The 12,874-nt window shown below is 55.7% G+C and carries 11 protein-coding genes; 3 read left to right on the top strand and 8 right to left on the bottom strand.

Translation table 11 applies throughout. The features are described 5' to 3' along the window. Positions 1-11: 11 nt before the first annotated feature. Both soxR and QE432_RS04265 read right to left on the bottom strand, forming a co-directional pair. Positions 12-467: a redox-sensitive transcriptional activator SoxR gene (gene soxR, locus QE432_RS04270; RefSeq protein WP_003511623.1), complete on the bottom strand. Its 456-nt coding sequence runs from the start codon at positions 465-467 to the stop codon at positions 12-14. A gap of 154 nt (positions 468-621) precedes the next feature. Further along, positions 622-2,727, bottom strand: a complete 2,106-nt coding sequence (locus tag QE432_RS04265; RefSeq protein ID WP_065662389.1) for a TonB-dependent receptor plug domain-containing protein — start codon at positions 2,725-2,727, stop codon at positions 622-624. Between the two features lie 147 nt (positions 2,728-2,874). Here QE432_RS04265 and QE432_RS04260 point away from each other — a divergent pair, with 147 nt between their 5' ends. Then, entirely contained in the window at positions 2,875-4,344 is a 1,470-nt protein-coding gene (locus QE432_RS04260; RefSeq protein WP_035199798.1) for a glycosyl transferase family protein, read from the top strand. On the opposite strand, the gene QE432_RS04255 is transcribed toward QE432_RS04260, so the two are convergent. The 6 genes from QE432_RS04255 to repA form a co-directional block, all read right to left on the bottom strand. Continuing rightward, positions 4,341-5,540 carry a low temperature requirement protein A gene (locus QE432_RS04255; protein ID WP_111789611.1) on the bottom strand — a complete coding sequence of 400 codons (1,200 nt, stop codon included), beginning with the start codon at positions 5,538-5,540 and terminating at the stop codon, positions 4,341-4,343. The two genes, QE432_RS04260 and QE432_RS04255, sit on opposite strands and share 4 nt — an antisense overlap. A gap of 38 nt (positions 5,541-5,578) precedes the next feature. Beyond that, positions 5,579-5,851, bottom strand: coding sequence for a hypothetical protein (locus QE432_RS04250; protein ID WP_111789610.1), 273 nt, complete (start codon positions 5,849-5,851; stop codon positions 5,579-5,581). A gap of 66 nt (positions 5,852-5,917) precedes the next feature. Then, positions 5,918-6,130, bottom strand: coding sequence for a hypothetical protein (locus QE432_RS04245; RefSeq protein WP_013761955.1), 213 nt, complete (start codon positions 6,128-6,130; stop codon positions 5,918-5,920). A 400-nt stretch (positions 6,131-6,530) separates the two neighbouring features. Beyond that, positions 6,531-7,808, bottom strand: coding sequence for a plasmid replication protein RepC (repC, locus tag QE432_RS04240; protein WP_075807636.1), 1,278 nt, complete (start codon positions 7,806-7,808; stop codon positions 6,531-6,533). A gap of 185 nt (positions 7,809-7,993) precedes the next feature. Beyond that, the gene (gene repB / locus QE432_RS04235) at positions 7,994-9,004 is read right to left on the bottom strand and encodes a plasmid partitioning protein RepB (RefSeq protein WP_003511631.1); all 1,011 of its coding nucleotides are present in this window, start codon (positions 9,002-9,004) and stop codon (positions 7,994-7,996) included. Then, complete coding sequence (gene repA, locus QE432_RS04230; protein ID WP_029658853.1) at positions 9,001-10,215, bottom strand: plasmid partitioning protein RepA; 1,215 nt, start codon at positions 10,213-10,215, stop codon at positions 9,001-9,003. Before repA ends, repB begins: the two co-directional genes overlap by 4 nt. A gap of 439 nt (positions 10,216-10,654) precedes the next feature. Here repA and QE432_RS04225 point away from each other — a divergent pair, with 439 nt between their 5' ends. Both QE432_RS04225 and QE432_RS04220 read left to right on the top strand, forming a co-directional pair. Beyond that, positions 10,655-12,040: an FAD/NAD(P)-binding protein gene (locus tag QE432_RS04225; protein WP_306623423.1), complete on the top strand. Its 1,386-nt coding sequence runs from the start codon at positions 10,655-10,657 to the stop codon at positions 12,038-12,040. A gap of 416 nt (positions 12,041-12,456) precedes the next feature. Beyond that, positions 12,457-12,852, top strand: coding sequence for a RidA family protein (locus tag QE432_RS04220; protein ID WP_003511636.1), 396 nt, complete (start codon positions 12,457-12,459; stop codon positions 12,850-12,852). The last annotated feature ends 22 nt before the right edge of the window (positions 12,853-12,874 follow it).

Raw genomic sequence — 12,874 nt, 5'->3', positions numbered from 1 at the left:
GGAAACCTTGCTCATTTGACGGATACGAGACGGCGCGGGCCCGCGCCGGCATCGGCCAGAACATCGTTCGGATTGCGTAAGGGACAGTCATCAAGTGAGAGGCAACCGCAACCGATACAGCCGGTAAGCTGGTCGCGCAGCATAATCAGGCTGTTGATACGAAGCTGCAGCATTTCCCGCCAGGACTGCGAGAACACGCGCCAGTCAGCCGTCGTCGCCACCCTATCCTGCGGCAAATCCGCCAAGGCGTCCCTGATGATGCTGAGCTGGATACCTGCCCGCTGCGCAATGCGGATAATGGCAATGCGCCGCAGGACGGCGCGATGATAACGACGCTGGTTCCCGCTGGTGCGCCAACCTTCGATCAATCCCTTCGCCTCGTAAAAATGGATGGTGGAAACGGCGACGCCACTACGACGCGCAACCTCCCCAACCGTCAGGCTGTGTTTAAAGATGGTATTTTCCATGCCGGCTCCGTTTTCTGAACGGCCTCCGCTCTGAAAAACGCGGAAACACACTAGAGAGCAGCCGGTATAATTCCTCAACCATAGTTGAGGTCAATAGGATAGATGGCAAAAAGAGGCGCCCATCGGGCGCCTCTGAATTCATAAATATCGCGGATCAGAATTTGGCGGTCATGCTGATCCAGAAGCGGCGGCCTTCCATGACCGTGTTGAAATCGTCAGCGCCGACTTCCTTGTCGAATACATTGTAAACCGCCGCGTTGAGATCGACATTTTCGGCCACCGCATATTTCGCCCCGATGTCGAGGGTGGTGTAAGCGTCATATTTACGCCCGGCCTTGCCGTTGATCGTAACCGGTTTGCCGTTCGTACCGATGCGCGGACCCGCATTGATTTCCGATCCGTGATAATTCACCGAGGCCCAGGCTTCCAGCCCGTCCACTGGGGTGACCCATTCGCCTCTCAGATTGGCCATGTGCTCCGGTGTCCGCGCCAGCGGAAAACCCTCGTAATCGCCCGTCTTCTGTTCGGAATGCGTATAGGTATAGTTGCCGCGCAATGTCAGTTCCGGCGTCGCATACCATGCTGCCGTCAGTTCTATGCCCTGAATGACCGCGTCGTCGATATTGTAATTGTACCACAGGCGATAATTGCTATCTTCGCTCCAGCGGGCAGGCGTACCATCCGGATTGAGCACGAGCGCGTTGGAAATCTTGTCCTTGAAATCTGTGTAGAAATAGGTGGCACCGAGGGCAACATCACCGTTGTCCCAGAGTGCTGCCAATTCATAACTCGTGCTTTTTTCCGCCTCCAGACCCGGATCGCCGATGATCACGCCGCAGGTACCGTTCGAGGCATAGGTGCACCCACCGCCGCCAGTCGTATAGGCGTAACCCGGTGCGATCTGGCGGATTTCCGGTGCGCGGAAACCTGTTGAAATGCCGCCCTTGATCGTAAGATCGTCGGTTGCGCTCCAGACGCCGTAAAGGCGCGGGCTGAAATGATTGCCATATTTTTCATGGTTATCCAGACGAAGGCCGCCCGTCAGCGCAAAGCTATCGACGATGCGCCATTCATCCTCGACGAAGAGCGCCCATTGCGTCGCCGAGAAAGTTTCGTCGCGACCGGTACGGCGTCCCGGATTCTGGTCCTTCAGCTGTGCCTCGAAATATTGACCGCCGGTGACGAGCGTATGGTTGCCGAACAGTTCGAACGGCGTGGTGAACTTGCCGTCGAGAACGCTATTGCGAACCTCCGGCGAGCGCGGATTTTCAGTGACGCGTCCCGTGCGAAAGTTTCTGGTGAAGTTGGTGCGCTCGGCCCATTCCTGCTGGAAGGAAAATTCAGACGTGGTCGGTCCCCACCGGCCGGTATGCGACAATGACCAATGGTCGCGCGTATTGGTGTTGTAGGTGCCGTCTGCATTGGCTGCCAGCGTCTCGCCGGACTCGGCATCGCGGCGCAACCGTGCTTTGCCAGCCTCGAGATAGATGTCGTGATCCTCATTCGGCGTGAAGGTCAAACGTCCATTGAAATCATATTCCTTCGCGCCCGTCGTACCATTCAATATGCGGTCTTCGCCGCGCGTGAAGCCCCTGCCCCAGATCTGCAGCCCCAGCCGGTCCTTCAGGATCGGCCCATTGGCATACCAGGACACCTGACCGCTATTACCGAATTTTGAATGTTGCTGAACCGTACCCTCGCTGGTGACGGAACCAGACCAGACATCGCCAACCTTGCGGGTGATGATGTTGATGACGCCGCCCATGGCATCGGAACCGTAAAGAGAGGACATCGGGCCGCGCACGACCTCGATGCGTTCGATCGCCGAAACCGGCGGCACGAAACTCTGTTCGAAGCCGGAATTACCATTGGTACGGGCATCGCGCGTGCTCTGCCTCTTACCGTCAACCAGGATCAACGTGTAAGCGCCGGGCAATCCGCGAATGAAAATATCCTTCTCATTGGCAATGCCGGTGACAGACACGCCCTGAACTTCGCGCAAGGCGTCTGTCAGATCGCGATAAGACCCCTTTTCCAGATCTTCTCGCGTCACAACCGTGATGCTGGCCGGAGCATCCTTTACATTCTGCTCGAAGCCGGACGCGGTCACCACTATCTGCTGAAGAACGGTGGTTCCGTCGGTCGCCTGCTGCGCGACAGCAGGCAAGGCAACGCTGAGCGCCGTTCCCGCCATGGCGACGGAAATGCCAGCCTTTATTATCGTCGCGGCTATATCCTGCCCGCGGTACTTCAATTCCATGTTACGCCCCCGCATTTAACTTGAGAATTTACCCCCACTTATTTAGGAGGGAGGTCTGGCGCAACGCGTTTGTTTTCGAACAGTTCTAAATTCCAGAAATTGCAAAAAGGCCCCCTCTAATCGGGGGCGGGGTAAAAAAACAGCAAGATGACAACCGGCAAGAGAAAAGAAGAACCAGCTTCCCCGACAAAGCCCGACAGGCTTGGTCAGCTGAAACTACTTGTCGCGTTCGATGCGTTGTTGCGGGAAGGAAGCGTCAGCCGCGCAGCGGCAGGCATGGGACTGCCGACATCATCGATGAGCCGGATACTACAGCAGCTGCGCGAGAAATACGGCGACCAGCTGTTCTTACGCACCGGCCAGGGTTTGCGACCCACCCCCTTTGCCGAGACCATGCGGCTGCGCATTCGTTCGCTGGCGGCGGAGGCGGAAAACCTGATCGATTATTCACAGGAAAAAGCGGCAGCTCCCACCGCCGCCAATGTTAGCGGCTGGGAACGGCCGGTGCTGATGAAGGCGCCGCCTCTTTCGCTGCGCCCCAGCGTTCTTCTGGAAGGTCAGCCGACACCGGAAAATATAGCGGACCGCCTTGCCCGCATCGGCCACAATGCCGATCCGCAGCACAGGCTCGCCAAATATATAGCGACCTCGGCGATGGGCATCGGCAACAGCCGCCCGCTCAGCCAGCAAGAGGCGATGGACGCGCTTTCGATCATTCTCGAAGGCGATGCAGATCCCATACAGATAGGAGCGCTGCTTGCGACCATGCAATATCGCGGTGTGACCGCGGCAGAGCTTGCCGGTTTTATCGAAGCCATGTGGGGCCATATAAAAAGAGACCAGCAAGCGCCCGCATCGGTCGATCTCGACTGGCCGGCCTATATGTCGCCCAAACATCGCGATGCACCCTGGTTCCTGCATTCCGCGCGTCTCGTTTCCATGGCGGGATATAGCGTCTTGTTACACGGCCATGTGGGCCAGGGAGAAAATGGCGGTAAGCTCGAACTCGCCGCTGAAGCCTGCGGCATACCGCTCTGCCATTCACTTTCGCAGGCGGCCAAGGCCACGGCTTCGCAAGGGATCGCCTATCTGCCGATCGGTGGACTATCGTTACAGTTTCAGAGCCTACTTGGCCTGCACGGCATTCTGGAAATGCGCCTGCCGCTCAATACGGTCGTGCATCTTCTCAATCCGCTTCGCGCCAGAAGCACCATTATCGGCGTCGCCCGCCCCTCCTATCAGGAGCTTCATCGCGATACGGCGCGGCTGCTTTCCGTCGAGAGCCTTGCCATTCTCGGCAATACGCGGGATTTCGCGCAATTTACTCCCTTCCGCAGCACCCGGATCTTCGGTCTTTCCAAGGGCGAAGATGTCGAGTTCGTCATTCCCGCCCGCGAAACGCCACCGGCCGAAATGCCGACCATGTTCACCACCTTCGAATATTGGCGCGCCGTCTGGACAGGGGCGGCCAGAGACGAGAGAGCGGAAACCATCATCGTCTCCACCGCTGCCATCGCCCTGATGCTGGTCAATGATATGGTTCTGCCTTTTGAAGAGGCCTATGCCCGCAGCCTGCGGCTGTGGAACGACAGGGCACGCGATTTTGCCACTGCCTAGGCGTTGGTGACTGATTTTTTCAGCGCCAGATATTCCCACAGCGCCACCAGCAGCAAAATCCCCGTGCTTGCCAGTTGCAGCGCAAAAAGCGGCACGCCAGGCACCGGCAGAAGCAGGCAGAGCGCCGCTACTCCGGCAAAATGCGAGATCGGCCGCTGATAGGTGGCAGCAATCTTGACGCCGATATTACCGGCTAGAAACAGGATCGGGCCGCCAAGAATGGCGAGTGACTCCCTCATCGTCGTCCCTTCATGGGCATGGGACAGGCTGAAATCCTCTCCAACTGCCGTAAGGATGATGCCGGCCACGATAGGCAAATGTCCGTAGTTGAAAAGATTCTGGGCAATCTTCGCTTTCTCGTCGGCATGTTCGGCCTTTCTGGAGGCCTCTTCCTGCCCGTGATGGAAATAGATCCACCACATTGTGACGGTGCTGACGAAGGCCGAACAAAAGACGATGAATGTGAGGCCAGAATTCATATATTCCGTGGCCGTGCGGCCGGTGGTTAGGATCGTTTCCCCGAGACAGATGATGACGAAAAGCGCACAGCGCTCCGCAAGGTGCTCGCCGGAAAGATGCAGCTTATCCGCATCGCTTGCTTTCAATCCCGGGACGACATAACGAAAAGCCGGTCCGGCATATTCTATCGCGAGTGCTATACCCCACAGGAGGATTCGATCCGTCAGATCGACAAGCCCACCAGCCAGCCAGAACAGGCTCGATACGACTAGCCAGATCGTCACGCGCACAAAAACCAGAAAAGACTGCCTGTCCTCTCCCTTGAAGGCAAAAAGTGCAAACAGGCTCCGTCCCACCTGCATGGCGCTGTAGATAAGGGCAAACACGAAACCCTGTTCCGCAAAAGCCTCCGGCAGCGCGATGGCCAAAAGAACCCCGCCGAACATCAGGACGAAAAGCAGAATCCTGACAGGCTCCTTTTCGGTATTCAGCAGGTTGGTGATCCAGGTGGTGTGTATCCACAGCCACCAAAGTGATAATATCAGTATGCCCGCCTCAAGCGCCGCGGTCGGTCCGAAGTCCTTTGCAAGCGCATGGGAAAGCTGAATGAGCGCGAAAACGAAAACCAGATCGAAGAACAGTTCAGGAAAGGTCGCCTTTTCTGCTTCGTGCCCGTCCTGTTTGATCCAGGTTTGCGCATCCGGTTTCTGCCCGGACGTTTCGCTTTCGGTTCCCATTCTGCCCCTGTTCGTCAATATCAATTATTGCGATCGCGTTAGCGTTGCGCTTCAACCGAAGAATTATCATTCGAGTCCCGGCCGGGAAACTGCAGCGCCCGCGCATTGTCGGGATAAAAACGCGGTCCTACCAGACGCACTGTCTTGCCGGAGACATCGGTAATATAATTCGATGCGGTCGCCCCAGGCGAGAATTCGGCGCTACGGGTCTTGGTCGGTTCCAATATGCTGACCTCTAGAGGCTGAGCAAATATCGGGTGGCTCGTCGCGGAGATGACAATTGTCGCGATAAAGAGGGACTTGGAGAACATCGGCACATCCTGTCACAATTGACTGCGCCATAAACAGCCCTCGCCCGGTTTGGTTCCAGCCGTCTTTCAGCTGTCCTCGTCCAGATATGTGCGATATTGCACATAGTCCGAACTTGGTTGCCCGTCGATAATTTCCGGCGGCCGCCCCTCACCTCCGGTTAAATAACCGGCATCTTCAAGTCCCGCCTTCAAGAGCTTTTCGATGGCGGTATGTCGAGGCAAGGCAATGTCTGCCATGTACACAGCGACAGCCAGCTCCATATCGTCTGGAAAAACCATAGGCTCACCGCCCCCCTTCCAACATAGATAGGGAAACGCACGATCTTAAGGAAGGTTCAGTTCCAACATCGTGCCATATCGAAATCTCGGCATTACCCCGGTCTAGTCAGGCAAGAAACGCATAAAAATCGCGCTTTTCCTGCCCGTATCATCGCACTACCGCTAAAAGATACCCGGACTCAAGCGATTGAAACCAATCATGGAATAACTCAAATGAAAGTCAATCAAGGCTTAACTTTCATTACTTTGCATTAACCATAGGAACCCCTGCCGGCACAGTCTGTTCGTAAACACTGGCAGCCTCACAGCGAATCTTCGGAGTCTTGCAGAAACAGCGTCAATGTAGCTGCAGACTGGGAATTCGGCAAGCCGGCGCCATTTTCTGTCCGTCCTCAAGAACTCATACAGCCATGCTTCTCTCTATCCCGTCAGTTCGACCCCGCAGTTGCGCCAGAAGCATGGCCTGAAGATCAAACCCGCCCTCGTGGGCCTTACGGGTGAGATTGCGCAGATATCCGCCCAGCGAGCTGATCTGGTCCGCCTTTTGCAGCAGGCAGGCAAGAATCGCCGCTGTTCCCTGTCGACCGAAAGTGGTGAGGGCGTCCTGGTAGGCCGACTGGCTAACGTTGAACATGGTTTTGATGACTGATGTCGCCACTTCCAGATCACGCCATCCAGTCACTGCTCCTCCGGGTGCATAGAGGGAAATATCCGGGCAAGCCTTAACAACCAAAACAATATCAGGAACAAAAAATTGCTTATGAAGAACAGGCTTTGGCTGTTGCGATGACGGCTTTGCACTGACGGGTACGGCGTATTCTGGCTGTACGACTGTCGTGTCGGCAGGTGCGACGATTACCGGTTCACGCAAATTTTGCGGTTTAGATATAGATTCGGATTCTGAATTCTTTATGAGGCGCTCATTTTGGCAGTCATTGCCGCCCGATTTCTCCGAATTTTCAATATTTTCCAGATAGTTGGTCACTTCTGCACGCAGGGAGACCAAAAATCCGGCGATTTCCTTGAGTTCGACAGGCTTTGAATTACGGCCGAGGGACCGGGCAATCGCATTGTAGCGCGCCTGGAATCCTTCTGACGTTACGACTTCACCGCTGGCGGCTATCATTTCGCAAAGCTTCTGGATATCGCGGCGGCACAGGCTGATGTTTTCACGAAGCCGCTGAAGGTCGAGCCGCTCGCGAACGATGCGTTCGGCAAGTTCCTCGATTTCCGATTTGCGGGCGAGAAGCGGTGCCAGCGAAAAACCATAGGCTTCGCTGATTTCCCCGCCCCTGTGCTTACGGGCGTAGCGTTTTCCGTTCGGACTATCCTTGCGAATGATGAGACCGGCCTCGACGAGAGCCGAGAGATGGCGGCGCAATGTCTGTTCTGCCATTCCATGTGCTCGCAATGACAATTGCGTATTCGACGGAAAGACGACCAATCCGGCTTCGCTGGAGAGTTCATTTTTCGGATAAAAACTTAGAAGGGCGTTCAAGACCGCGAGAGAACGATCGGTCACGCCGAGCAATGGTCGGGCTTCACAGACCGAACGGTAGAGTTTCCATTTATCGACCGCCTCGGTCTTTTTGTTTTTCTGCGCGGCAAACTGAGTTGCGAGGACGCCAAACGACATCGCTCGCCGCCCAAAGGGCGTCGTTACACATGTGCTGTCCATGTCTTTCACCTTTCACAAGGCAAAAGAAAATCGCTCACCGAAAAATTCGATGCCAAGACTCTTGACTATGATTCGCGGAAATGAGATTCTTTGGTTGCTTAGATCAAAGAAAGGCTTCCGTGCGGCAACGTTCGGGGGCTTTTTTCTTTTGTAATGCGTCTCCTGTTAGTCGTTGGTATTAACAATCACTGCTTGGACCGGTATTCGGCAAACAGCGCCTGAAGATGTTCCAGCACGAAATCGGCAAATTCCGGCGCCTCGTTCTTGTCGATGGATATATCCAGCTTACGGTCGCTTTCGACCACCTTTGCCAGTCTGCTGCCAGTTTCCGAAGACCAGACACCGGCTTTCTTTGCCTGTGCCTTGGGTTTCAGAAAATCCAGAAGCGACTTGAAGCGTTCTTCCGACGGAAGAGCGGCAACGGATGGTTCCCTGACATAAGCGCGCGCAGCTTCCTTGACCTGTGACGAGGAGAGCTGATCTGCGAGATCCATCCAGTTACGGCGACCGACGGTGGGTGCCGGACCAATAAGATCGACCAGATCCTCGGGAATGCGACCGACAACCGATAGCATGTTGGAAAGATCGCCCTTGTGCAGGGACATCGCCGCCATGATCGTATCACGCGGAAACCGCATCTGCAGTTTCTGGGCGAAGCGCGCCTTTTCGATATAGGTTAGGTCACGGCGCTCGTTGTTCTCCTGTCCCTGGGCGACGACCAGCTGTTCGTCGCTGAGATCGCGAACCACGGCCTTGACCGGAATACCCAGGTTGGAAACGGCGCGCAGACGGCGATGGCCAAATGCGACCTGATAACGTCCGGGAAATTCGGGATGAGGGCGCACCAGAATGGGAACCTGCTGGCCCTGCTCTCGAATAGCCTCCACCAGGCCTGCATCTGCCTCTTCTGAGGCTGGCATGCGGTCAGGTATGAAGGATGGGTCGATATCAGCAGGATTGAGCGAAACGATCGTAAGGCCCTCTGCGAGCCGTTTTTCGATCTCTTCAGCACGTTTGGAGCGCTCCGACACTTCGTTCAGAGACTGGCCGATCATGCCGACTGGCGAGTTCAACACATCCGTCACCAGTTCGGGAGAACCGAGGATGGGTCTGACACGCGGACGGGACCGCTCGGGAGTGGTATCGTTGTCTGTGCCTGGCGTGCCAAGATTGGCGAAAATCTGTTTTCTGCTCATGCTGCCCTACCCCACGCTTTTTTAATCAATCCCTCGATTTCAGCGTTCACGTTGTTCATGGCTTCCAGTGCGCGGTCATAGGTGGAGCGCGTGAACTGGGTTCTTTCCACCTCGAAAAGCGTCTGGTTGGTCAATCCGGCATCCGAAACGGCCGTGCTCTTCAGCATCGGGTGAATGAGGACGTTTTCACCGAAGATCGAGCGCAGGAAAGCCACCATCTGGTTCTGCGGCCCATCGCTCGGTTCGAAACGCGTGATGAGGTAACGCATCCAGTTATAATCGGAGCGTGCGCCGGCCCTGCCGATTTCAGCGAGAAGATCGCCAGTCATGGCAAGGAACTGGTTCATGGACATGACATCAAGCATTTGCGGATGAACGGTCACGAGAACCGATGTTGCTGCCGTCAGCGCCGAAAGCGTCAGGTAACCGAGTTGCGGTGGGCAATCGATGACCACGACGTCGTAGAAATTCTGGGCCTGGGCGATTGCCTGGCCGATGCGAGCGAAGAACAGCGTGTCGCCTGGTGCGCGACGCATCAGTGCACGCGGGGTATCATGTTCGAACTCCATAAGTTCCAGATTGCCCGGAACGATATGAAGGTTGGGAATATAGGTGCCGCGAACGATTTCGGCGATCGGCCGGCGTTCGTCATCGTAGCGGATCGCGCCGTAGAGCGTTTCATTCGGGCCGACATCCATTTCGGGCTGGTGACCGAAGAGAGCGGAGAGACTGGCCTGCGGATCGAGATCGATAGCCAGAACCCGGTAACCACGCAGCGCCAGATATTGCGCCAGATGCGCGGAAGTCGTGGTCTTACCCGAACCACCTTTGAAATTCATGACGGCGATGACCTGCAATTCCTCGCCGTCGCGACGGTGGGGCAGATAGCGACGCGTGCCGCGCGCGCCCTGATCGAGAAACTTTCTGATCTCGTCCATATCCTCTACCGAATAGGAACGACGACCGGATGCCTGCGCTGCATCGAGCTCCGGACGCTCAGCGGCGATCTGACGAAGATAGGCTTCACCGATGCCGATCAGCCGTGCGGTTTCTGCCGGCGAAAAATGGCGCATACTCTTTTCGGTATGCGGTGAAAACGTATTCGCATTATGCGCCTGCAATTGGGCTGACAATGCAGCCGAATGCTGTTGTATAAGGCTCGTGAGGTCGGGTGCCCCTGCAGCAAATCTTGAGTCGGCACTCTGTGTCATGGATCTACTTTCGCTCGATATTGCAGTTGCGGTTTTTTTCGAAAAAGACGGTTTTTTCCGCAACTGAGATATAAGCGCCGATTCTCTTTTTGGCGCAATAGGCTTTTTTCCCGGATGCAGAAGTACCGCTAAGGCATTGTGGAAGAATCAGTTTTGCTTTTTGTGACAGTTTTTCGGTTAGCCGCGGCTAACTTCGTCTCCGTTCTGGCTGAGACGCGTTTTTTGGCTTCCTTTAAAATTGACATGGAGTGATCAGAGCGAAAGTTTGCCGCGGCTAACTTTGAGAATCCTGCGCACCAAATGTGCAATGAGCGATCCCGCCGGCGGAAAGTGAAGGGTAGACATTGGCAGGTGTTTAATCTCTACTCATCGACTAGAGTATCAACGGGTCCGGCGCCCACCGCCTGACCTTTCGTGCTGTCGCAGATTGGAGGAATAAATGTCTTATGATGTCGCTATCGTCGGTTCGGGTTTCTCGGCCATCTGTACCGCCGCTCATCTCTTATCATCCCTGCCCGGGGACGCGTCGATCGCCATTGTCGGCGACGAGTCGGATTTCGGGCGCGGTACGGCCTATCGCACCGAGTTGCCCTATCACCGGCTCAATGTGCCCGCAGGGCGGATGAGCGTATTCCCCGACAGGCCGGATGACTTTCTCGATTGGCTGACGGAGAATGGGCTCGGCAATGATCCATTGGCTTTTGCCTCACGTGGCGATTACGGCCTCTATCTCAGGGACAGGCTCGCCAGTCTACTGAGAAGCCGGGATCAGCGGGCGAGGGTGGACTTCATCCGTGCCAAGGCTTCAGCCTGTCGCTCGGATGGCAATGGCGGTTTCTCTTTTGCACTGGAGAATGGTGAGAAGCTACGGGCGAAAAATGTTGTCTTATGTCTTGGTGTCGGCGCGGCAAGTTTGCCGGTGCAAACTCTGACGAAAGATGACGACGCGCCGCATCGCATCATCGGGCATTGCTGGCAGTCTGGATGGCTGTCGAAAGTAAAGGCGGGGGACCGCATCTGTATTCTGGGTTCTGGCCTGACGATGATAGATCAGGTCCTGACGCTTCGAGGAAAGGGACACCGTGGCCCAATCCACGTATTGTCCCGCCGCGGACTTGTGCCGCATCCACATATCAGCCCGCCACGGTCGCCAGCTGATCCGCGCTTACCAGAAGGTTCGACCGAGATCAGCCGGTTAGTGCAGGCTCTGCGTAAGCAGGTGAAAGATGGTGCGCCGTGGCGTACTGTCATGGATGGTCTACGGCCGAAGACCCAGCTGCTTTGGCAGAGCCTGACATCTGAGCAGCGAAGCCGGTTTCTTCGGCATGCCTTGCCCTGGTGGAACATTCACCGGCACCGAATCGCGCCCGAAGTGCATAAGGCTTTTGAAAAGCTATTATCTGACGGCGTTCTAGAGATTCACGCCGGTTATCTCCGCTCTCTCGACGAGCAGGACGAGGGGATCGCCGTACTCTATCGCCGTCGGCATACGGAGACGCTTAGAGGGTTTCAGGTCGATTGGGTCGTTAATTGTACCGGAATGGAGAGGGCGGGGATCGGTCATTCACGACTTCTGGAAACCATGCGGGACGATGGCGTGCTTTTGCTCGACGCCTTTGGTCTTGGGGTCGAGGTCGATGGCCAGTCGCGCTTGTCAAGCGCGGACGGGCAGGTCTGGCCTGGCCTGTTTGCCGCCGGGGCGCTGACGGCGGGCCGCTTTTGGGAGATAACCGCCGTGCCGGATATCCGCGTGCAGGCGCAAAAGATCGCGCAAGCTGTCACGGACAGAGTAGTGTCGGACCGGCGGGTGTCGGCACACGGTTGATGTGACGGAAAGAACACTCGCACAGTGCCAGGTCTTGAAGATTTTGCGCTTGAGACTCTTCCTCAAACTTTTCAGATACTGAGGTTTGCCGCGGCTAACCTCTCTATTTCTCTCATCAGGCAGCCATCCGAATGTACCGGGCTTCCTCATTAGGCGATAGAGCTAAGGGTTAGTAAGAGCCGTGGCTCAGCCAATAGCCGCTTGCATAGATCGTGACAGAGAATGGGTTTTGAGCCTCATTATTCGGTTCGACAACGTGCGGCGATACGAATAGCTCACCGTGACGTCCATCCGTACGCGAGTTGGCGATTTACACAATTGCTAAATTATTTACATCACTTATGGAATATTGATGCAAAACGAGCTATTAAATCTTTAAAAATACGATTTCCATGAAAATTATTTGCGAGGCATCTATGGAAAAGCAGAAACTGGTACGATTCGAGACGGCTGACGCTCAGGCTGGCGGACAGCGCAGGCCTTTTGCCAAGGCCGTGCGGGCCGGTGATTTCGTCTATGTGTCTGGACAGGTGCCAACAGTCGATGGTGAAGTAGTAACCGGCGGCATTGTGGCTCAGACCGAGCAGGTTGTGGCCAATATCATGGATGTTCTGGCGCTTGCGGATTGTACACTTGCCGATGTCGTCAAGGTCAATGTCTGGCTGGATGATGCTCGGGATTTTTCGAGCTTCAACGCGGTCTTCCAGAAATATTTCATCGATCATCCTCCGGCACGTTCAACCGTGCAGTCGCCCCTGATGGTCGATGCGAAGGTTGAAATGGATGTTATCGCCTATAAGCCACTGGTTTGATTGCCAATTTCCGATCCTGAGA

It is taken from the genome of Agrobacterium sp. SORGH_AS_0745 (assembly GCF_030818995.1).
Classification (GTDB): Bacteria; Pseudomonadota; Alphaproteobacteria; order Rhizobiales; family Rhizobiaceae; genus Agrobacterium; species Agrobacterium tumefaciens.
This window is presented reverse-complemented; position numbering and strand designations above follow the sequence as displayed.